This window comes from Amantichitinum ursilacus (assembly GCF_001294205.1).
Taxonomy (GTDB): Bacteria; Pseudomonadota; Gammaproteobacteria; order Burkholderiales; family Chitinibacteraceae; genus Amantichitinum; species Amantichitinum ursilacus.
The window spans coordinates 29,358-49,817 of sequence record NZ_LAQT01000034.1 but is presented as its reverse complement, the minus strand read 5'-3'; the positions used below and the strand labels follow the sequence as shown (position 1 = coordinate 49,817).

Annotated in this window: 12 protein-coding genes; 7 read left to right on the top strand and 5 right to left on the bottom strand. The window is 60.9% G+C overall.

The genetic code is table 11. The annotated features are described in order from the left end of the window. Positions 1 to 8: 8 nt before the first annotated feature. The 4 genes from WG78_RS19020 to WG78_RS19005 all read right to left on the bottom strand — a co-directional run bounded on the left by WG78_RS19020 (position 9) and on the right by WG78_RS19005 (position 4,694). Positions 9 to 1,010 (bottom strand): aldose epimerase family protein, encoded by a 1,002-nt coding sequence (locus WG78_RS19020; RefSeq protein WP_053939424.1) that lies wholly within the window; start codon positions 1,008 to 1,010, stop codon positions 9 to 11. A gap of 32 nt (positions 1,011 to 1,042) precedes the next feature. Further along, a complete protein-coding gene (locus WG78_RS19015) occupies positions 1,043 to 2,068 on the bottom strand; it encodes an ABC transporter permease subunit (RefSeq protein WP_053939423.1) in 1,026 nt (341 codons plus the stop codon). Between the two features lie 18 nt (positions 2,069 to 2,086). Next, complete coding sequence (locus WG78_RS19010) at positions 2,087 to 3,607, bottom strand: sugar ABC transporter ATP-binding protein (RefSeq protein WP_053939422.1); 1,521 nt, start codon at positions 3,605 to 3,607, stop codon at positions 2,087 to 2,089. A gap of 142 nt (positions 3,608 to 3,749) precedes the next feature. Next, positions 3,750 to 4,694 carry an ABC transporter substrate-binding protein gene (locus tag WG78_RS19005; protein ID WP_053939421.1) on the bottom strand — a complete coding sequence of 315 codons (945 nt, stop codon included), beginning with the start codon at positions 4,692 to 4,694 and terminating at the stop codon, positions 3,750 to 3,752. Between the two features lie 353 nt (positions 4,695 to 5,047). Here WG78_RS19005 and WG78_RS19000 point away from each other — a divergent pair, with 353 nt between their 5' ends. The 7 genes from WG78_RS19000 (at position 5,048) to WG78_RS18970 (ending at position 19,905) form a co-directional block, all read left to right on the top strand. Then, on the top strand, positions 5,048 to 6,142 hold the full coding sequence (locus WG78_RS19000) for a LacI family DNA-binding transcriptional regulator (protein ID WP_053939420.1): 1,095 nt from the start codon (positions 5,048 to 5,050) through the stop codon (positions 6,140 to 6,142). Between the two features lie 178 nt (positions 6,143 to 6,320). Then, positions 6,321 to 9,188 (top strand): malto-oligosyltrehalose synthase, encoded by a 2,868-nt coding sequence (gene treY / locus WG78_RS18995; RefSeq protein ID WP_053939419.1) that lies wholly within the window; start codon positions 6,321 to 6,323, stop codon positions 9,186 to 9,188. 1 nt (position 9,189) lies between these two features. After that, positions 9,190 to 10,356, top strand: a complete 1,167-nt coding sequence (locus tag WG78_RS18990) for a mechanosensitive ion channel family protein (RefSeq protein ID WP_053939418.1) — start codon at positions 9,190 to 9,192, stop codon at positions 10,354 to 10,356. A 461-nt stretch (positions 10,357 to 10,817) separates the two neighbouring features. Continuing rightward, positions 10,818 to 12,119, top strand: coding sequence for an MdtA/MuxA family multidrug efflux RND transporter periplasmic adaptor subunit (locus WG78_RS18985; protein ID WP_083459394.1), 1,302 nt, complete (start codon positions 10,818 to 10,820; stop codon positions 12,117 to 12,119). A 39-nt stretch (positions 12,120 to 12,158) separates the two neighbouring features. After that, positions 12,159 to 15,266: an MdtB/MuxB family multidrug efflux RND transporter permease subunit gene (locus WG78_RS18980; RefSeq protein WP_053939416.1), complete on the top strand. Its 3,108-nt coding sequence runs from the start codon at positions 12,159 to 12,161 to the stop codon at positions 15,264 to 15,266. Continuing rightward, complete coding sequence (locus WG78_RS18975; protein WP_053939415.1) at positions 15,266 to 18,379, top strand: multidrug efflux RND transporter permease subunit; 3,114 nt, start codon at positions 15,266 to 15,268, stop codon at positions 18,377 to 18,379. Before WG78_RS18980 ends, WG78_RS18975 begins: the two co-directional genes overlap by 1 nt. 20 nt (positions 18,380 to 18,399) lie before the next feature. Further along, the gene (locus WG78_RS18970; RefSeq protein WP_236692082.1) at positions 18,400 to 19,905 is read left to right on the top strand and encodes an efflux transporter outer membrane subunit; all 1,506 of its coding nucleotides are present in this window, start codon (positions 18,400 to 18,402) and stop codon (positions 19,903 to 19,905) included. 70 nt (positions 19,906 to 19,975) lie between these two features. Here WG78_RS18970 and WG78_RS18965 read toward each other — a convergent pair whose 3' ends face one another. Continuing rightward, on the bottom strand, positions 19,976 to 20,419 hold the full coding sequence (locus WG78_RS18965) for a GNAT family N-acetyltransferase (protein WP_053939413.1): 444 nt from the start codon (positions 20,417 to 20,419) through the stop codon (positions 19,976 to 19,978). Positions 20,420 to 20,460 lie beyond the last annotated feature (41 nt).

The window sequence follows — 20,460 nt, the reverse complement described above, 5'->3', positions numbered from 1 at the left end:
CGGCGGTATCAGCCCGCCAGCGCTTCTGCCGCAATCCGGTAAGTGATCGCCACGGTTTGCCCCGCTCGCAGCGGCAAACCCTGGCGCGCCGCCAGCGGGTGATCCGCGGGTGGTGTCAGCACGCCGCCCAGTTCAAATACGCCATTCGCCGGCTCTACGCCCAGCGCCAGATTGCGGGATAACCACGGCGCATACGGGCGGCCGCGCTGGCTGAGCCACAGCACCAGGTCGGGCAATTCCGCAGTGGACCAGGTCAGCGTGACGCGGGCAGCGTCATCAAGATAATCAAGCGCGAAATAGCCATCGCAGTCGATCAGTTGCAGCAGCTCTTCGCTGTCGTTAACCAGCGGCAGTTGGGTGAGATCCAGCGCGCCGTGTTGCCCCGGCATGTGCTCCAGCCGCGCGCCGGACTGGTTGGGCTGCAGTTGCGACGAGGCTTCAAACGGCAGCGGATAAGTCACCGCTTCGGCATAACGGCCGGGCCGCAGATGCAGACTGCCGGGCCGGGCGGGCAGGCGGAACGTGGGGTGCAGCGCCACCGGCCAGACAGTGTCGGCGCGCGCGCTGATGCGCAGCGTAATCTCCAGCGCGGCGTGCAGCGGATCGGGGCGGATTTCGCGCTCCAGTCGCGCGACGGCGCTGTGGGCGGGGTATTCCAGTTCCAGTAACAAATGCGCCGGGCTTTGCCCGATCAACTGCCACAGCTGATTGGAGCCGGGCCCATGCGGCAGCAAAAACGCCGGATCAGTCTGCACGCGGCGTTGCCACCCCGCCGCGATCACGTCGGGCGCGCTTTCCCGACTGAACGGCACGCACGGCCATTCGCCGCGCAAGCCACGCAACAACCCAGGCAGTGCGGCATTCACCGGCTCTTGCGCCCACGGCGCAACATACATCGGCTGCACGTGTTGGCCGTGTGGCAAAACAAAATCCACCGGCCCCAGCATGCCACCCAGCGCTTGTACCTGCGCCACGCCGTGAGCCCACGCGATATTCCATCCCGTCATCATGCTTCAGCGGGTGGGCAAGCCCACCCGTTGCCTTAGTTGGTGGTGGCCTGGCTTTGACGCCATTTATCCAGCAGCACGGCCAGCACTATCACCGCGCCTTTGGCCACGTATTGCCAGAAGCTGGACAGCCCGATAATGGTCAGCCCGTTGTTCATCACGCCAATAATCAGCGCGCCGACCACCGTGCCCCACACCGAGCCGACGCCGCCCATCAAACTGGTGCCGCCCAACACCACCGCGGCGATAGCGTCCAGCTCGTAGCCGGTGCCCCAGTTGCCGTTGGCGCCATACAGCCGCGACGCGCTCATGGCGCCGCCGATGCCCGAGAACAGGCCGCTGATGGAATACACAAACAGCAGCACCGCGCTGACCTTGATGCCGGTGAGCCGCGCCGCTTGCGGATTACCGCCGACGGCATAGATATGCAGGCCCAGCACGGTTTGGCGCAGCAGAAACCAGCTGACCAGCACCACCGCAATCGCCACCCAGATCAGCCAGGGCACGCCAATAAACGCGCCATTGCCCAGCCATTCAAACGACGGAATCGTGCGGTTGAGCACCGTGGTGCCATCGGCAAACAGATAGGCCGCACCGCGCAGCGAGGTCATCGTGCCCAGCGTCACCACAAACGGGTTGATCTTGAAGCCGGCTACCAGCACGCCGTTAAGCAGACCCAGCGCCAGGCCCGACAACATGAACACCGGCAGCGCCAGCATCGGCATGTGTTCGGGCAGCGAGGTCAGCATGCCCAGCACGGCGGCCACCGCCAGAATCGAGCCCACCGACAGATCAATGCCTGCCGTCAAAATCACGAAGGTCATGCCGCAGGCCAGCACCAGGTTAATCGAGGTCTGCCGCAAGATATTCATGGTGTTGCCGGCCGTCATGAAATTGGACGTACCGTCATCGCTGAGATAACGCGTTAAAAAATAGAACGCCACATACATGACGATCAACACCGGCAGCATGCCGACGCGGTTAAACACTTCGCGCGCATTCAGCCGCGCATGCGGGCGCGGCAACGGCGGTTGGCCTGCGGTAGGAAGAGGGATGCTCATGATGATGTTGTCCTGTAATTAATGCAGTGTGACGGTGGCGTCGACGGCGGCGGGCAGGTGGGTGGCCAGCGTCATGATGGCCTCCTGATTGATCTGGCCCGCGCCCAGTTCGCCGCTGATATGGCCTTCGCGCATCACCAGCACACGGTCACAAATGCCGATCACTTCGGGCAGCTCGCTGGAGATCACCACCACGGCCACGCCGCTGGCGGCCAGCTGGTTGATGATGCGATAAATCTCACTTTTAGCGCCGACGTCCACGCCGCGCGTGGGCTCGTCCAGAATCAGCACCTTGGGTTTGATCGCCAACCAGCGCGCCAGCAGGATTTTTTGCTGGTTGCCGCCCGACAAGCCGCCCACGATGCCATCCGGGCCGGGCACCTTGACGGCCAGTTGCTTGATCGCGTCTTCCGTCAGCCGCCGCAGCCCTTTGTGATTAAGAATGCCAAAGCGCGAGTTGCGGCCCAGCACGCTCATGGTGGTATTGGCCAGCGCCGACAATTGCAGAAACAGCCCCTGGCCCTTACGGTCTTCGGGCAGATAAGCAATGCCGCGGCGGATGGCGTCGAGCGGCTCTTTGACTTTGATGACCTGGCCATCCAGCAAAATCTCGCCCTGATGCAGCTCATCCGCGCCAAACACCAGCCGTGCCAGTTCGGTGCGACCTGCACCCACCAGCCCCGCCAGGCCCAGCACTTCGCCGGCACGCACCGCAAACGACGCGCCGTGGATACGATCGCTATGCATATTCCGCACTTCGAGGCGCACCGGGCCTGGCGTGGTGGTTTCGCGGCGCTGATAAAAGTCGCCCAGCGGCCGGCCCACCATCATCTGGATTACGCGTTCGGGCGTAGCCTCTTCGCGCGGTAAGGTGCCGACGTAACCGCCGTCACGCATTACAGAAACGCGATCCGCCAGTTCCACCATCTCGGCCATGCGGTGGCTGATATACACAATCGCAATGCCGTCATTACGCAAACGCCGGATGACTTCAAACAGGCGCTCGGTTTCGCGATCCGATAACGCCGCCGTCGGCTCATCCATGATCAGCACTTTGCTTTTGTGGATCAGCGAGCGCGCAATTTCCACTTGTTGCTGGTCGGCAATGCCGAGACTGCCCGCCAGCGTATCGGCGCTAAAGCGCGCGCCCAGGCTGGCCAGGATTTCGTTGGTCTTGCGCGTCATCAGGCCGGTATCGACGCGGCCAAAGCGGCCACGCGGCTCGCTGCCCATAAACACGTTTTGCGCCACCGACATATGGGGCGCCACGGCCAGTTCCTGATAAATAAGATTGATGCCGGCGGCACGCGCATCGGCGGGGGAATGCACCTTGATGGTCTGGCCACCGAGGCGGATTTCGCCGGCGTCGGGTTGATACACGCCTGATAACACTTTCATCAGCGTGCTTTTGCCCGCACCGTTTTCGCCCATCAGCGCCAGGATTTCATGGCTGTGGACTTGCAATTGCACATTGTCGAGTGCGCGCACCGCGCCAAAGCGCTTGCTCACACCCTTTACATCAAGGACGAGTTCAGACATCGCACGGGTCTCCCGCTAACCGCGCCGCCTGCAAAAGCGGCGCGTGTAAACATCCGCGAGCACGCTTGCGATTTGTCCTAAAGCATATCGATAAGCCTCAGACTAATCGCAAGGTGCGCACGCGGTTCAGCCGGAAACCGGATTACTGTTTAACCCAACCGGCGTAGCTGCCGATATTGGCCTTGGTAATGGGCGGCGTGGGCAGCAGCACGGTGGCGTTGGCCGGCTTTTTGCCATTCATCCAGTCATAGCCCAGTTGCACGGCGGTCTGCGCCATCTTGTACGGGTTCTGCGCGGTGGAAACGCCCATCAGGCTGGATTTGTCTTTCAGCGCCACTTGCGCGTCGGGGCCGCCATCCACCGAGGCGATAACCTTGACGTCGCTGCGGCCCGCCTGCTTGATGGCCAGTTCCGCACCTACGGCAGTCGGATCGTTAATCGCAAAGACGCCGTCGATCTTGGGATGCGCCGTCAGCAAATCGGCCATCACCTGCATGCCGCCATCACGGCTGCCTTTGGCGTCCTGGTTATCGCTCAGCACCTTGATGCCCGGATAGCTGGCCGCCAGCAATTTTTTGCAGCCCGCCACGCGATCAATCACCGAGGTCACCGGCGGGCCGTTGACGATCACCACATTGCCCTTGCCATTGATGGCTTTGGCCATAAAGCGGCAGGACTCGGTGCCGCCCATATTGTTGTCCGACATCACGGTCAGATCCGCGCCTTCCGCACCCACGTCGATCGCGACCACCACAATGCCAGCCGCCTTGGCTTTCTCGATAACAGGCGCAATGCCTTTCGGGTCGGCCGCATTCACCAGAATGATGTCCGCCTTGTTGGCGATAAAGTTTTCGATCTGGCCCACTTGGGTATTCAGATCGTATTTGCTGGATACGGTAGTGACCTTGACGCTATTGCCCGCGATCTTTTTGGCACTGGCTTCTGCGCCTTGGCCGATAGCCACAAAGAACGGATTGGCCAGATCGCCCACGGTAATGCCGATGTATTTAAGTGGCTTGGCGGCGAAGGCGGGCGTGGCAAACACGGCGGCACAAGTGGCGACAAGCAAGGACTGACGCAAACGCATGGTGAAACTCCTGATCTGTAAGGTATGAGAAGACGCAAGCCCATGTGGGCGATGGCATCGGCCGGTCTGTTTTGAGTGATGCCGGTGCAATAAATCTACACGTGTAAATTTATTAAATCGAGTTGGCACCAATTAAGAGCTGACGAATGGCATAAGGTGTTCTTTTTATGTGCGAAACGTGGCGTCAGATTGGTGCAATGCAATAAAACAGCGCGGTTTAATCGGGCTGCGGGCCGCACGGGCGCTGGGCTCAAACGTTTGCGCAGTGCAATTAAATCGTTGAACCAGAACGGGGTTTCGCTACGCCAGAAAATGTGTAGACTTTGCCGCTACACGCGTACACATTTGCCCCCATGACCACCCAAAACGACGATTTTTTGCATGCTGTAGCTGCCGCACCGGCCGAATCCACGTTGGCGCATGCCGATGGATTTCCGGGTGTGGTCACCATGAACGACGTAGCCGCAGCGGCCGGTTTGTCGCGCACCACCGTCAGCAAGTTTTTTAATGGCAGCGAAACGCTAAAGCCCGCCACGCGCGAACGCATCGAACGCGCCTGCCGCGAGCTGCATTACGTGCCGGACTTGCACGCGGTCAGCCTGGTCAAAGGGCGTTCCAATCTGATCGGGGTGATCCTGCCGTTTATTGCCGAGCCCTTCTTTGGCAAGGTGCTGCAGATCATGGAACGTGAAGCCGCGCGTGGCGGCATGCAGATTGTCATCCAGGCCTCCAACAACGATCCCAAGCGCGAAGCGGCGGCGCTGATGACTTTGCGGGCGATGAAGGTCAACGGCATCATCGTTACGCCGATTGAATCCAACGCCAATCGCGCCTTGTTTGCCGCATTACAGAAAGAAATGCGCATTATCTTTCTGGACGCGTATTTCGATGAAGACTGCCATTTTGTAATGAATGACAACCGCCAGAGCATCGGTTTGATGGTCAACTATCTGCTCAGTCGCGGCGTACGACCCGCCTATCTGGGCACCCCACGCATCGCCAACCCCTCGCGGCCCGAGCGCCTGGCCGGGTATCAGGAAGCCATGCTGCAAGCGGGCGAAACGCCGCAGGTTATTCCGGTGGATGTGGAAGCGCCGACATGGCAATTCGAATCGTTTGCCTACGAACAATTATTGGCGTGGTGCGGGCAGGGCGGATTACGCGACGGTGGCGTCGGCGCCATCATGTGCGCCACCGACCGCATGGCGTTTGGTGCGGCCAAAGCGCTGCGCAAATTTGGCAAACAACCGGGTAAAGACATGCTGGTGGCGGGGCATGACAATCTGGATATCGGCGAATATCTGGAGCCGCAACTGACCACCGTGCACCAGGATATCGAGCAGATTGGCCAGACCGCCATCCACTTTATGCTGCAAGAAAGCGCGCCAGTCGGCGGCTATTTTCAGAAACGCTTTCCGGGCCGCCTGGTGATCCGCGAATCCGCATAAAACCTGCAGCTTGCTTACATGCTGCCCGGTAGCCGCAGACCGGGCAGCAAGTTCGGCGCTTGTCCGACATTCTCAATAACCGTTCTGCCTGAGACTTGCCGCAATGGCCAGGTTTGCCCCTGCACGGGCGGCCTGCGATCCCGTTCCTCTTCGAACACGCAAAACAGGCAGAACAACAATGGCAATTCCCGTCTCCACCTTGCGGCTGCAGTTTCATAAAGATTTTACGTTTGACGACGCGCTAAGCCGTCTCGATTACTTTTCCGGCCTCGGCGTCAGCCACCTGTACGCATCCCCCATCACCACCGCGCGCCCCGGCTCTTTGCACGGTTACGACGTGGTCGACCCCACGCAAATCAGTGCCGAAATCGGCGGTGAAGAGGGCTTGCGCCGTCTGGTGGCTGCATTACGCGAACGCAAGATGGGCCTGATCGTCGATATCGTGCCCAACCATATGGGCGTGGGCGCCAGCGAAAACCCGTGGTGGGCCGATGTGCTGGCGTGGGGTGAGCGCAGCCAGTACGCGCGCTATTTTGATATCGACTGGAATACACCGGTGCCGGGCCTGAAAGGCAAAGTGCTGGCGCCGATTCTGGGCAGCGACTACGCGGAAGCGCTGGCGGGCCAGATCAAGCTGGATTTCGAGGCGGACAACGGCCACTTTGTGATTCGCTATTACGACAACGTCTTTCCGGTCTCGGCCGCATCGCACGCCGAGATTTTGCGTCACGTCAGCGCCGAGCACGGCATGGACGACGCCGACGCCTGGTGGCGTCCGTTTGATGTACTCGAACGGCTGGATGAGCCCGAGCACTTACGCGATCAGGCAGACCGCGCGTTTGGCGGCCTGCAACATTTCGCGAAATCCGAAGCGGGCCAGGCCGTGATCGCCGCCGCGCTGAAAGCCTATGACGGCAGCGATGAAGCCACGCGCCCGGCCTTGCATCGCTTGCTGGAGGCGCAGCATTACCGCCTCAGCGGCTGGCGCTGCGCCAGCGATGAAATCAACTGGCGGCGCTTTTTTGACGTCAACACGCTGGCTGGCTTGCGCATCGAAGTGCCGGAAGTGTTCGAAGCCACCCACGCGCTCATCTTCCGGCTGTACCAGGACGGTTTGATTGATGGTGTGCGCATCGACCATATCGATGGTCTGGCATGGCCTGGCCAATACTGCCGCAAGCTGCGGCAACGGCTGGAGGCGCTGACCGAGGCGCGCCCCAACGACGCACCGCGCGGTCGTCCGTGGATTGTGGTTGAGAAAATTCTCGCCCAAGGTGAAACGCTGCATACCGATTGGGCCATTGATGGCACCACCGGCTACGACTTTATGAATGAAGTCGGCGCATTGCTGCACGATCGCAGCCACTTGCCCGAACTTAAAGCGGCGTGGAAAGAATGGACCGATGACGATATCCCGGATGATTATGAAATCGTCGCCGAGTCGTCGCGACGCAAAATCCTGACCGAACATTTCAGTAGCGAACTCGATTCCGCCACGCGCGCATTGCAAAACGTGGCGCGCCGCCATCTGCAAAGCCGCGAAGTGACCTTCCATGCGTTACGCCGTGTGCTGATCGAACTGGTGGTGCATTTTCCGGTGTATCGCGTGTATACCGGCGACGATGGCATGAGCGAGCAAGACCGCCGCTTGCTGCACAAAGCGGTAGATGGCGCGCGCACCAGCTTGCGCCGCGTGGATTTGCCGGTGCTGGAACGGCTGGCGCAGTGGCTGGAAAACTGGCCCAACGCCGGTCCGCAAAGCGAAGTGAACCCCGACGCGCTGGCCCCCATCGACCAGGAAAACGACAAGGCCGCGCGTACCGCCATCCAGCGCATTCTGCAACTGACGTCGCCGGTCAACGCCAAGTCGATCGAAGACACCGCGTTTTATCGTTATGGCGTGCTGTTGTCGCGTAATGAAGTGGGCGCGGACCCGTCTTTGTTTGCCATGTCGCCCAACGCGTTTCACCAATCGGTTCTGCGCCGCGCCAAGGATTTTCCGCACGCCATGCTGACCACCGCGACGCACGACCACAAACGCGGCGAGGGCGTGCGCACACGCCTGGCCGTGGTCAGCGAAATGCCGGAGCGCTGGATTAGCGTGGTCAACCAGTGGCGAAAGCTTAACCAGCAACGCGTGGCGCATATCGACGGCGCGGCCGTGCCACCGACCGATGTCGAAATCATGCTGTACGAGATGCTGGCCGGTGCATGGCCTGCCGACATCGCCGGTCAGCCCGCGCAAGCCGATGAATTGCAAGACTTTGTGGAGCGCATTTGCGCCTGGCAAGAAAAGGCCCAGCGCGAAGCCAAGTTGCGCACCGACTGGTTTGTACCCGATACCGAATATGAGAACGCCAGCCGCAATTTTGTCACCGGCTCGTGCGCACCCGGCACGCCGTTCGTGGGCGAGATGGTCAACTTTGTGCGCGAAATTGCCGCCGCAGGCGCGATCAATTCGCTGAGCCAGGCGGTGCTGCGCAGCACCGTGCCCGGCGTGCCTGATCTGTACCAAGGCACGGAATATTGGGATTTGAGCCTGGTTGACCCCGACAATCGTCGCCCGGTGGATTACGAGGCGCGCAATACGTCGCTGCAAGCGTGGAACAGGGCCGCCGATAAACACAGCGCATTACAAGAGTTGATCGAGCACTGGACCGACGGCCGCGTCAAACAGGCGCTGGTGGCCAGCCTGCTGCAATTCCGCCGCGATCATCCCGGCGTATTTGGCGATGGCGACTACCAGCCGCTGCGCGTGGATGGTGCAAAAGGGCAGCATGCCGTCGCGTTTACCCGCCGCTATGGCGATGATGTGGTACTGGTGGCGGTTACGCGTTTTCCGTGGCAACTGGCGGGCGCGGTATCAACACCCGCCATCCCTGCTGACGTCTGGGCGGATACGCGCTTGCCGCTGGAAGGCGAACTGGGCCAGATCACCTGGCACGATGTGCTGACCGGTCGCGAAATCGCCGCAAGCAACGATTTGCATCTGGGCGACATCATGCAGCCCCTGCCGGTGGCGGTGCTGTTCGGCCAGGTGCGCTGACATGGCGGGCGCCGTCGCCGCCAAAGCAACGCAAGCGGCCAGCTCGGTCTGGTCGCTGGCCGGGCGGGGGCCGCTGTTCAGCCGCCGCATCCTTACCGAGAATGAAGTCGGCGACTTTCTGTTCGCCGGCTTTATTGTCGTGGTCGCACTGGTGCTGTTCTGGCTGGTGCGCAAAGTGCTGGTGCGCTGGATTGCCCCGCGATTACGCAAACGACAAAAGCTGGGCGCGACTGCCATCGCAGAATCATTTCGCGCGACGTCGATCTTTGTGCTGTTTCCGGTCGCGCTTTATCTGGGCGGCAATAATCTCGAATTGCCCGCGCGGCTAGAAACGTTGCTCGCCGTATTGGCCATGGCCGGCATTACGCTACAAGTCGCGCTCTGGGCGAACCGCATGCTGACGGTGTGGTTTAGCCTGGAAGCTGCCCACCGGCCCGGCGCTGACGCCGAAACCGCCACCGCATTGGCCGTCATCGGCTTTATCTGCCGCGCATTTTTGTGGGCATTTATCGTATTGCTGGTCATGGACCAGCTGGGCTTTAACATTTCGGCGCTGGTCGCAGGTTTGGGTATTGGCGGCGTGGCCGTCGCCTTGGCCTTGCAACATATCCTGGGCGATATCTTTGCATCGCTGGCCATCGTGCTGGATAAACCATTTGTGGTGGGCGATTTCATTATCGTGGAAGACATGCTGGGCAATATCGAACGCGTCGGCATTAAAACCACGCGCATCCGCAGCCTGGCGGGCGAGCAAATCGTTTTATCCAACGACTTTCTGCTGAAAAGCAAAATCCGCAATTACCAGAAGATGCAGGAACGGCGCGTACTGTTTACGTTTACCGTTACCTATCGCACCCCCAAAGACAAACTTGCCCGCATCGACCAGATCGTCCGCGACGCTATCCTGGCACAAGACCAGGTGCGCATGGATAGGGCGCATTTATTGGGTTTTGCTAATCACGGTTATTTGTTTGAAGTGGTGTTTTTTGTGCTGTCGGGCGATTACAACCTGTATATGGATATTCAGCAGAAAGTGAATCTTGCGATGGTTGAGGCATTTGATGCTGAAGGTATTGGCTTTGCGATTCCGGTGCAGGCGGTTTATCACGAGGGCGGGGTGCCGATGTATGCGGCGGGGGCTGCGGGGAGTGAGGTGGGGCGGCAGTGATCACAATGTCATCCCGCTGCACTAATGACACACTCAATTTTGTAATGCGCTGCTATTTCTGAATGGCGGCAATGCAGTTGCGCGGCTACGAAGGTGTAGACCATTGCCGCGTGATTGCCTGATGTCGCATCCGGTCGGCGATGCAGTCAACATCGCTCACGCTCAAGCGTGAGCGTCGGCCCCCCACCTTGATGCGCGCGACGATAAGCCGCGCCCATCCCCCGCCTTTACAAAACCTTTACGATGACCTAACCCCTATTAACGGACCCATCCGGCACACTGCCGCTTCAGCGTGGCCTAAGCCCGGCCAGGGCAAAGTAGCCGCGCATACAGATAACGCATTCTGATAAATAAACAGTCCGCGCGCCGCAGCAAGGCGGGCGCGCGCAAGACACACGCTCAGTGCCAACCAACCACAAGCCCGTGCGCAACGGGCGCAGACACGTAGAACTGGAACCGGTATGTCCGAGAATCAGCAGCCCGTCGTTACTCCTCCTGCCCATTTAAAACGCAAGCGCACGACCTGGCCGTACTGGGTTGCGGCGGTGGTCATCGTGGCCGGTGGGGTTTATTTCATCAAGCATGCGCAGACGGCGCCGTCGGCCAATGCGGGCGGGGGGCGTCGCGCGATGATGGGGGCGGGCGCGGGGCCGATGCCGGTGCACGCGCGGCCGGTGCGTAAGGGCGATCTCAATATTTATCTGAATGGTCTGGGTACGGTCACACCGGCCAATTCGGTCACCGTGCATACGCGCGTCGATGGCTTGTTGCAGAAGGTGTTCTTTACCGAAGGCCAGATGGTTAAAGAAGGCCAGGTGTTGGCCCAGATTGATCCGGCGCCGTTTGCGGTAGCGGTGGCGCAGGCCGAGGGCCAGTTGGCGCGCGACAAAGCGCAGCTGGCCAGTGCGCAGCAAGATGCGGCGCGTTATCAAACCCTGGTAACGCAGGATTCGATTTCCAAACAGACGGCCGATCAGCAAGCGGCGCTGGTGCAGCAATACGCGGGCACGGTCAAGGCAGACCAGGCGGCGGTGGATTCGGCCAAATTGCAATTATCGTATACGCGGGTGACAGCGCCGGCTTCGGGCCGCGTGGGTCTGCGTCAGGTCGACCCCGGCAATATGGTGCATAGCGCGGATACCAATGGCCTGGTGGTTATTAACCAGGTGACGCCGGTATCGGTGTTGTTCACGATTCCGGAAGGCAATCTGCCCGCAGTAATGAAGCAATTGCAGGCGGGGCAGAAGCTGGCAGTGGATGCGTTTGATCGCACCCAGACCACGCAACTGGCCAAGGGCACGTTGTTGACGATCGATAACCAGATCGACACCACCACCGGCACGGTCAAGCTGAAAGCCACCTTCCCCAATGAAGACGGCAGCTTGTTCCCCAATCAGTTTGTGAATGCGCGTTTGCTGGTTGAGACCAAACACGACGCCACCTTTATGCCCTCGGCGGCGGTGCAGCGTGGTTCGTCCGGCACCTTTGTATTTGCCGTGGGCGAGGACAAAACCGTTAGCGCCGTGCCGGTGACATTGGGCGCAATTGATGGCGACAAGCAGGAAGTGGTCAAAGGCGTGCATCCGGGCGACGTGGTGGTCATTGATGGTGGCGACAAGCTGAAAGATGGCGGCCAGGTGGAAGTGGTGGCGGCCAATGCCAGCGAAGTGGCGGCCAAGCCGCGCGGTCGGCGTGGCAGCGGTCCGCATGGCAAGCGTGCTTCGGGCGCGTGGCAACATCGTCCGTCGTCGGATCAACAGTAAACAACAAGGCCAGTCCTCGTTCGTTAGCCGGAGCCTTGTATGAATCCCTCACGCCCGTTTATTTTGCGGCCGGTCGCGACCTCGTTATTGATGGTGGCCATTTTGCTGGCCGGCCTGGTTGCGATGAAGTTTTTGCCGATTTCGGCGTTGCCCGAAGTCGATTACCCCACCATCCAGGTGGTCACGCTGTACCCGGGTGCCAGCCCGGATGTAACCACGTCGTCGATTACCGCGCCGTTGGAGCGCCAGTTTGGCCAGATGCCGGGCCTGGCGCAGATGTCGTCGCAATCCAGCGGCGGCGCGTCGGTGATTACGCTGCAGTTCAGCCTGGAAATCGGCCTGGATGTGGCCGAGCAGGAAGTGCAGGCCGCGATCAACGCCGGCAGCAATTTGCTGCCGACCGATCTGCCGATGCCGCCGATCTACAGCAAGGTTAACCCGGCCGATACGCCAATCCTGACGCTGGCGGTGACGTCCGATACGCTGCCGCTGCCCAAGGTGGAAGACCTGGTGGATACGCGGCTGGCGCAAAAGATTTCGCAATTGCCAGGCGTGGGTCTGGTCAGTCTGTCGGGCGGGCAGCGTCCGGCGGTGCGGGTGCAGGTTAATCCGCAGCAGGTGGCGTCGTATGGCCTCAGCATCGAGGATGTGCGCACCGCCATCGGTGCAGCCAACGTCAACCAGGCCAAGGGTAGTTTTGATGGCCCGTTGCGCGCGTCGACCATCGACGCCAATGATCAACTGAAGACGGCTGCGGAATATCAAAGCCTGATCGTCGCTTACAAGAATGGCGCGGCGATCCGCTTGTCCGATGTGGCGCAGATTGTTGATGGCGCGGAAAACAGCAAGCTGGCGGCATGGGCCGATAAAAAGCCGGCCATCATCGTCAATATCCAGCGCCAGCCTGGCGCCAACGTTATCTCTACGGTCGATGCCATCAAAGGCATTCTGCCGGGCTTGCAGCAAGGCTTGCCCGGCTCGGTTGACGTCAAGGTGTTAACCGACCGCACCGATACCATCCGCGCCTCGGTCAGCGATGTGCGGCTGGAGCTGATGCTGTCGGTGGGCCTGGTGGTGCTGGTTATCTTTCTGTTTTTGCGCAATGTGCCCGCCACCATCATCCCCAGCGTGGCCGTGCCGCTGTCGCTGATCGGCACGTTTGGCGTGATGTATATGGCCGGTTTCTCGATCAATAACCTGACCTTGATGGCGCTGACCATTGCGACCGGTTTTGTGGTCGATGACGCCATCGTCATGATCGAAAACATCAGCCGCTATATCGAAGAAGGCGAAACGCCGATGAAAGCCGCGCTCAAGGGCGCGGAACAGATCGGCTTTACCATTATTTCGCTAACCTTTTCGCTGATTGCGGTGCTGATTCCGCTGCTGTTTATGGGCGATGTGGTCGGACGCTTGTTCCGCGAATTTGCCATCACGCTGGCGGTGTCGATCCTGATTTCGGCGGTGGTGTCGCTCACGCTGACGCCGATGATGTGCGCGCGTTTGCTCAAGCATGTGCCGGAAGAAAAACAGACCTGGTTCTACCATGCCAGCCAGCGTTTTTTTGATCGGGTGATTGCGCGCTACGGCAAGATTCTGAACTGGGTGCTGGATCGCCAACCGCTCACGCTGATGGTGGCCCTGGCGACCGTGGCGCTGACCGCCTTGTTATATATCTTTGTGCCGAAGGGCTTCTTTCCGGTGCAGGACACAGGCGTGATCCAGGCCATCAGCGATGCCTCGCAATCGGTATCGTTTGGCGCGATGGCGGACCGGCAGCAACAACTGGCGGCGGTGATTCTGCAAGATCCCGATGTCGACAGCGTGTCGTCATATATCGGCGTGGATGGCACCAATGCCACGCTCAATAGCGGCCGCATGTTGATCAACCTCAAGCCGCACGATTCGGGCCGCGCCAGCGCCAGCGATATCATTCGCCGCCTGCAGCCCAAAGTGGAGCATGTGGCGGGCATTACGCTGTACATGCAGCCGGTGCAGGATCTGACCATCGAAGATCGCGTGTCGCGCACGCAGTATCAGTTCACGCTGCAATCGCCCGATCTGGAGCAGTTGGGCGAATGGACGCCCAAGCTCGTGGCCAAGCTGCAGACCATCCCGCAACTGGCCGATGTCGCCAGCGATTTGCAGGCTAAGGGTTTGCAGGCGTGGGTGGATATTGATCGCGATGCGGCCGGGCGGCTGGGCATTACGCCCGCGGCCATCGATCAGGTGCTGTACAGCGCCTATGGCCAGCGCATGATCTCGACCATCTTTACCCAATCCAACCAGTACCGCGTAATTCTGGAAGCCACGCCCAGCGATAAGGGTCTGGCGCAACTGGCTGATCTGCATGTGGCCGGTACCGGCGGCGTGCAGGTGCCGTTGTCGGCGGTGGCGCATGTGGAAGAACGCGATTCGCCATTGTCGATCAACCACTTGGCGCAGTTTCCGGCATCGACCATCTCGTTTAACCTGGCCTCGGGCGCGTCGTTGGGCGAGTCGGTCAAGCTGATCGAGCAAGCCGAAAAAGACATCGGCATGCCATCCGCCATCGTCACCAGCTTCCAGGGTGCGGCGCTGGCCTTCCGTGCGGCGTTGCAGAACGAGTTGTGGCTGATTCTGGCGGCGATTATCACCATGTATATCGTGCTGGGCGTGCTGTACGAATCGTATATCCACCCGATTACGATTCTGTCGACGCTGCCCTCCGCCGGCATCGGCGCGTTGCTGGCCTTGCTGGTGGGGCGCACCGACCTTAGCGTGATCGCCATCATCGGCATTATCTTGTTGATTGGTATCGTTAAAAAGAACGCCATCATGATGATCGACTTTGCGCTGGAGGCGGAACGCGACCACGGTCTGTCGCCGCGCGAGGCGATTTATCAGGCGTGTCTGCTGCGCTTCCGTCCGATTCTGATGACCACGATGGCAGCCTTGCTGGGCGCGCTGCCGCTGATGCTGGGCACCGGCGTCGGCTCCGAATTGCGTCATCCGCTGGGCGTGACCATGGTGGGCGGCTTGCTGGTGAGCCAGGTGCTGACGCTGTTTACCACGCCGGTGATCTATCTGTACTTTGACCGGTTGGGCACGCGTCTGCGCACCTGGCGCGGTCGCCATGACAGCGCCCGTGTGACGGATGTGCGCTGATGAGCTTCTCTTCCCTCTTTATCAAGCGCCCGGTGGCCACCACGTTGCTGACCATCGGGGTGGCGCTGGCCGGCGCGGTGGCCTTCAATCTGCTGCCGGTGTCGCCGTTGCCGCAGGTGGATTTTCCGACCATTTCGGTGTCGGCCAGCTTGCCCGGCGCGTCGCCCGATACCATGGCGGCGACGGTGGCCACGCCGCTGGAGCGCGCCTTGGGCCGCATCGCCGGCGTAACCGAAATGACGTCGTCCAGCTCGTTAAGCTCGACGCGCATTACGCTGCAGTTTGACCTCAACCGCGATATCAACGGCGCTGCGCGCGATGTGCAGGCGGCCATCAACGCCAGCCGCGCGCTGTTGCCGTCCGGCATGCCCAGCAACCCGACCTACCGCAAGGTGAACCCGGCTGATGCGCCGGTGATGATTCTGGCGCTGACCTCCAACACCATGAGCCAGGGCCAGATGTACGACGCGGCCTCGACCATCCTGGCGCAAAAGTTGTCGCAGGTGGATGGCGTGGGCCAGGTCAGCGTGGGCGGTAGTTCGCTGCCTGCGGTGCGGGTGGAGCTGAACCCGTCGCAGCTCAACAAATACGGCATTCCGCTGGAAAGCGTGCGCACCACGCTGGCCAATGCCAACGCCAACCGGCCCAAAGGCATGCTGGAATCGGGCGACCAGCATTGGCAGATTTACGCCAGCGACCAGGCCAAAACCGCGGCCGAATACATGCCGCTGATCATCAGCTACAAAAACGGCAACGCCGTGCGCGTATCCGATGTGGGCGACGTGGTCGATTCGGTGCAGGACATCCGCAATGCCGGGATGGCCAATGGCAAGCCGTCGGTGCTGGTGATTATCAGCCGCCAGCCGGGCGCCAATATCATCGAAACGGTTAACGCGGTAAACCGCGAGCTGCCCGCGCTGAAAGCGCAAATTCCCGCCGCTATCAATATGGAAACGGCGATGGACCGCACGCCCACCATCCGCGCCTCGCTCAACGAAGTGGAGCGCACGCTGATCATCTCGGTGCTGCTGGTGATTGGCGTGGTGTTTGTGTTTTTGCGCAATGGCCGCGCCACGCTGATCCCGTGCGTGGCGGTACCGGTGTCGCTGATCGGCACGTTTGTGGCGATGTATCTGTGCGGCTTTAGCCTTAACAACTTGTCGTTGATGGCGCTGACCGTGGCGACCGGTTTTGTGGTCGATGATGCGATCGTGGTGCTGGAAAACATCTCGCGCCACATCGAAGAAGGCATGAAGCCGTTTGCGGCGGCGTTGGCCGGGGCGCGCGAGGTCGGCTTTACCGTGATCTCGATGAGCATTTCGCTGGTGGCGGTGTTTATCCCGATCCTGATGATGGGCGGCATTGTGGGCCGCTTGTTCCGCGAATTTGCGGTGACCTTGTCGGTGGCCATTCTGGTGTCGCTGGTGGTGTCACTGGCCACCACGCCGATGATGTGCGCGCGCTTGCTGCGGCCGGAGCCCGAAGAGCACGGCCGGCTGTATCGCGCCAGTGAGCGCGTGTTTGAAGGCATGCTGAACGGCTACCGACGCTCGCTGACGTGGGCGCTGAACCAGGCGCCGCTGATCATGCTGATCCTGCTGGCTACGGTGTTGCTCAACGTCTATCTATATATCGCGATTCCCAAAGGGTTTTTTCCGCAGCAGGATACCGGCCGCATGATGGGCATGATTCAGGCGGACCAGGCCATCAGCTTTCAGGCTATGCGCATCAAGATGACGCAGTTTATGAACATCGTGAAAAGTGATCCGGCCGTGGAATCGGTGGTGGGCTTTACCGGCGGCGGCCAGCGTAACGGCGGCAATATGTTTGTGGCGCTCAAGCCCTTGAGCGAACGCAACGTAACGGCCGATCAGGTGATTGCGCGGCTGCGCGAGCCCTTGGGGCAGGTGCCCGGCGCGCGCGCGTTTTTGCAATCGGTGCAGGATATCCGCGTCGGTGGTCGCAGCGCCAACGCGCAGTATCAATACACGATCCAGGCCGATGATCTGCAAGCGCTGCGCACGTGGGAGCCCAAGGTGCGCGCGGCGTTATCGAATATCGACATCCTGAAAGACGTGAACACCGACCAGCAAGATAAGGGTCTGCAGACGTCGCTCAATATCGATAGAGATGCGGTGGCGCGGCTGGGGCTGACCGTAAGCCAGGTCGATAGCGCGCTTAACGACGCATTTGGCCAGCGCCAGGTGTCCACTATCTACAACCCACTCAACCAGTACCACGTGGTGATGGAGGTGGCGCCGCAGTACTGGCAAAGCCCCGAGGCGCTGAAAGACGTGTTTCTGATTACCGCCGCAGGTGCGCAAGTGCCGTTGTCGGCGGTGGCCAGCTATGGCCCGACCTTTACGCCACTGGCGGTGAACCATCAGGGCCAGTTTGTCAGCAGCACCATCTCGTTTAACCTGGACCCGGGCACGTCGTTGTCGCAAGCGCAAAAAGCGATTGAAGACGCGATGAACCGGCTGGGCGTGCCCACCAGCGTGCATGGTTCGTTCTCGGGCGCAGCGCAGGCGTTTCAGCAAAGCCAGGGCAGCCAGCCGATTTTGATTCTGGCGGCCATCATTGCGGTGTATATCGTGCTGGGCATCCTGTACGAGAGCTACGTGCATCCAATCACCATTCTGTCGACGTTGCCGTCGGCCGGTGTGGGCGCGTTGCTGGCGCTGATGTTGTTCAAGACCGAGTTCACCATCGTGGCGCTGATCGGCGTATTGCTGCTGATTGGTATCGTCAAGAAAAACGCCATCATGATGATCGACTTTGCGCTGGATGCAGAACGACGGCTGGGCATGAACTCGCGCGACGCCATCTTCCATGCCTGCGTGTTGCGCTTTCGCCCGATCATGATGACCACGGCCGCCGCTATTCTGGGCGCAATTCCGCTGGCGTTGGGCCACGGCGACGGCGCTGAATTGCGCCAGCCGCTGGGCATCTCGATTGTCGGCGGCCTGGTGGTTAGCCAGATTCTGACGCTGTACACCACGCCGGTGATGTATCTGTATCTCGACCGGTTCCGGCTGTGGGCGCTGCGTCGTCGCGGCATGGCCGAAACCCAATCCACCTTCGACCCGCGCCCTGACGCCGGGCCACGCTAAACGCTATGGCAAATATTGATATGGTCTCTTCGCAAAATACTGAATCGCCCCTTTCCAGCCGTCCGGCGTCGCGCTTGTGCCTGATGGCGCTGGCGATGGCCACGGTGCTGGTGGGTGGCCTGAGCGGCTGCGCCGTCGGCCCCGATTACAAAGGCGCGCCGGATGCCAGCATGCCGGTGGCGTACAAGGAACTTGCGGGCTGGAAACAGGCGCAACCGGCTGATCTGAAACCGCGCGGCGACTGGTGGAGCGTGTATGAGGACGCCACGCTTAACCAGCTGATGCCGCAAGTGCAGGTCAACAACCAGACCGTCAAACAGTTTGAAGCAGCGTATCGCTCGGCCGTGGCGGCGGGCGACGCGGCGCGCGCTTCGTTCTGGCCCACCTTGTCGCTGGGTTTGTCGGCCAATCGCAGCGCCAGCAACACCAGCAATCTAAGCGGCGTGGACAACACCACCACCACCAGCCGCAGCAGCGTTAAAAACAACTACAGCCAGTCGCTGGACGCCAGTTGGGAGCCCGATATCTGGGGCAAGGTGCGCCGCTCAGTCGAAGCACAAGACGCGGCCACGCAAGCCAGCGAGGCCGATCTGGCAGGCGCGTTGCTGAGCGCGCAAGCCACGCTGGCACAGGATTATTTTTCACTGCGCGTGCTGGATAGCCAGAAAACGCTGTACCAGCAAACTGTCGACGCTTATCAAAAATCGCTGACGCTGACGCAGAACCAGTACCAGGCCGGCATCGTCACGCGCTCGGATGTGGCGCAGGCGCAAACGCAATTGCTGAACGCGCAAGCGCAGCTGACCGATCTGGAAGTGAGCCGCGCGCAGATGGAACATGCGATCGCCACGTTGCTGGGTAAAGCGCCCGCGGATTTCAGCCTGCCGGTAGCGCCTTTGACGGCGAAATTGCCGGGCGTGCCGGTGGGGCTGCCGTCGGCCTTGCTGGAACGCCGGCCCGATGTGGCCTCGGCCGAGCGCGCGGTGGCCAAGGCCAATGCCAATATCGGCGTGGCCACGGCAGCGATGTTCCCGGCCTTGTCGCTGTCCGCGTCGGGTGGGTATCAGAACAACAGCTTTGCGCAATGGTTTAACGCGCCCAGCCAGATCTGGTCTTTGGGCGCGTCGCTGGCGCAACCGTTGTTTGAAGGCGGTTTGCTGAAAGCGGGGCAGACCGAAGCCAAGGCTAATTACGATCAGGTGGTGGCAACGTATCGGCAGACTGTATTGGGCGGGTTGCAAGAAGTGGAAGACAACCTGGTGGCGCTGCGGGTGCTGGACGACGAAGCGGTGACGCGCGACCAGGCCGTGGCGGCCGCGCGCGATGCGCAGCAACTGGCGCAGAACCAGTACAAGGCGGGCACCACCACTTATCTGACCGTGGCCAGCGCGCAGGCGACGGCGTTGTCGTCGGAAGTAACGGCGCTGCAGTTGCAGGGGCGGCAGTTTAGCGCGCATGTGTTGCTGGTGAAGGCGCTGGGCGGTGGCTGGAACGGGTTGTCGGGCGAGGCCGTGGCGGCGCATTAAGGCAAATGGCGAAAGCCAGCGACATTAGCCGGTACAAAAGCACCCTGCGCGGGTGCTTTTGTTTTTGCTGTTACAGGATTTGCTCGAAGGCGAAGCTGGCGTCTTTGCGCGTAAAGCCATAGCGCTCGTAAAACAGATGCGCTTCGGTGCGGTGCGTGCTGGAGCGCACCCGCAGACGCGCGTAATGGTTTTGCTGGGTCCACTGCACGGCGGCGTCGAGCAGTTGGCGGCCTATGCCTTGTTTCTGCCAGCCGGACAGGACGGCCAGTTCCATGACTTCGGCGTAGCCATCGGTGGAGAGATTGCGCACGCCCGCGACGTGGCAGACGCCGGTAATTTCGCCTTGCGGTGAGACGGCCACGTAGACGATGGCGTTGGGGGCGGTCAGCAGCGCGGGCAGGCGGCGGGCGAGATCGGTGGCGGCGACGTTGTAGCGGTCGGTGCCCAGTTCGGCAAGGGCGAGCGCGATGCCGGGGGCGTCGGCGAGGGTGGCGGGGCGGAGGATGGTGGGCATCTGGAGGGTTGGTTAGTTGGTCGGATCGTGGTTCTGGAGTT

What these genes read in the sequence shown, in the direction of transcription:
- WG78_RS18985 (WP_083459394.1), top strand. Translation starts at nt 10,818, where the DNA reads ATGTCCGAGAATCAGCAGCCCGTCGTTACTCCTCCTGCCCATTTAAAA.
- WG78_RS18975 (WP_053939415.1), top strand. Translation starts at nt 15,266, where the DNA reads ATGAGCTTCTCTTCCCTCTTTATCAAGCGCCCGGTGGCCACCACGTTG.
- treY (WP_053939419.1), top strand. Translation starts at nt 6,321, where the DNA reads ATGGCAATTCCCGTCTCCACCTTGCGGCTGCAGTTTCATAAAGATTTT.
- WG78_RS18965 (WP_053939413.1), bottom strand. Translation starts at nt 20,419, where the DNA reads ATGCCCACCATCCTCCGCCCCGCCACCCTCGCCGACGCCCCCGGCATC.
- WG78_RS18990 (WP_053939418.1), top strand. Translation starts at nt 9,190, where the DNA reads ATGGCGGGCGCCGTCGCCGCCAAAGCAACGCAAGCGGCCAGCTCGGTC.
- WG78_RS19010 (WP_053939422.1), bottom strand. Translation starts at nt 3,607, where the DNA reads ATGTCTGAACTCGTCCTTGATGTAAAGGGTGTGAGCAAGCGCTTTGGC.
- WG78_RS19000 (WP_053939420.1), top strand. Translation starts at nt 5,048, where the DNA reads ATGACCACCCAAAACGACGATTTTTTGCATGCTGTAGCTGCCGCACCG.
- WG78_RS19005 (WP_053939421.1), bottom strand. Translation starts at nt 4,694, where the DNA reads ATGCGTTTGCGTCAGTCCTTGCTTGTCGCCACTTGTGCCGCCGTGTTT.
- WG78_RS18970 (WP_236692082.1), top strand. Translation starts at nt 18,400, where the DNA reads ATGGTCTCTTCGCAAAATACTGAATCGCCCCTTTCCAGCCGTCCGGCG.
- WG78_RS19015 (WP_053939423.1), bottom strand. Translation starts at nt 2,068, where the DNA reads ATGAGCATCCCTCTTCCTACCGCAGGCCAACCGCCGTTGCCGCGCCCG.
- WG78_RS19020 (WP_053939424.1), bottom strand. Translation starts at nt 1,010, where the DNA reads ATGATGACGGGATGGAATATCGCGTGGGCTCACGGCGTGGCGCAGGTA.
- WG78_RS18980 (WP_053939416.1), top strand. Translation starts at nt 12,159, where the DNA reads ATGAATCCCTCACGCCCGTTTATTTTGCGGCCGGTCGCGACCTCGTTA.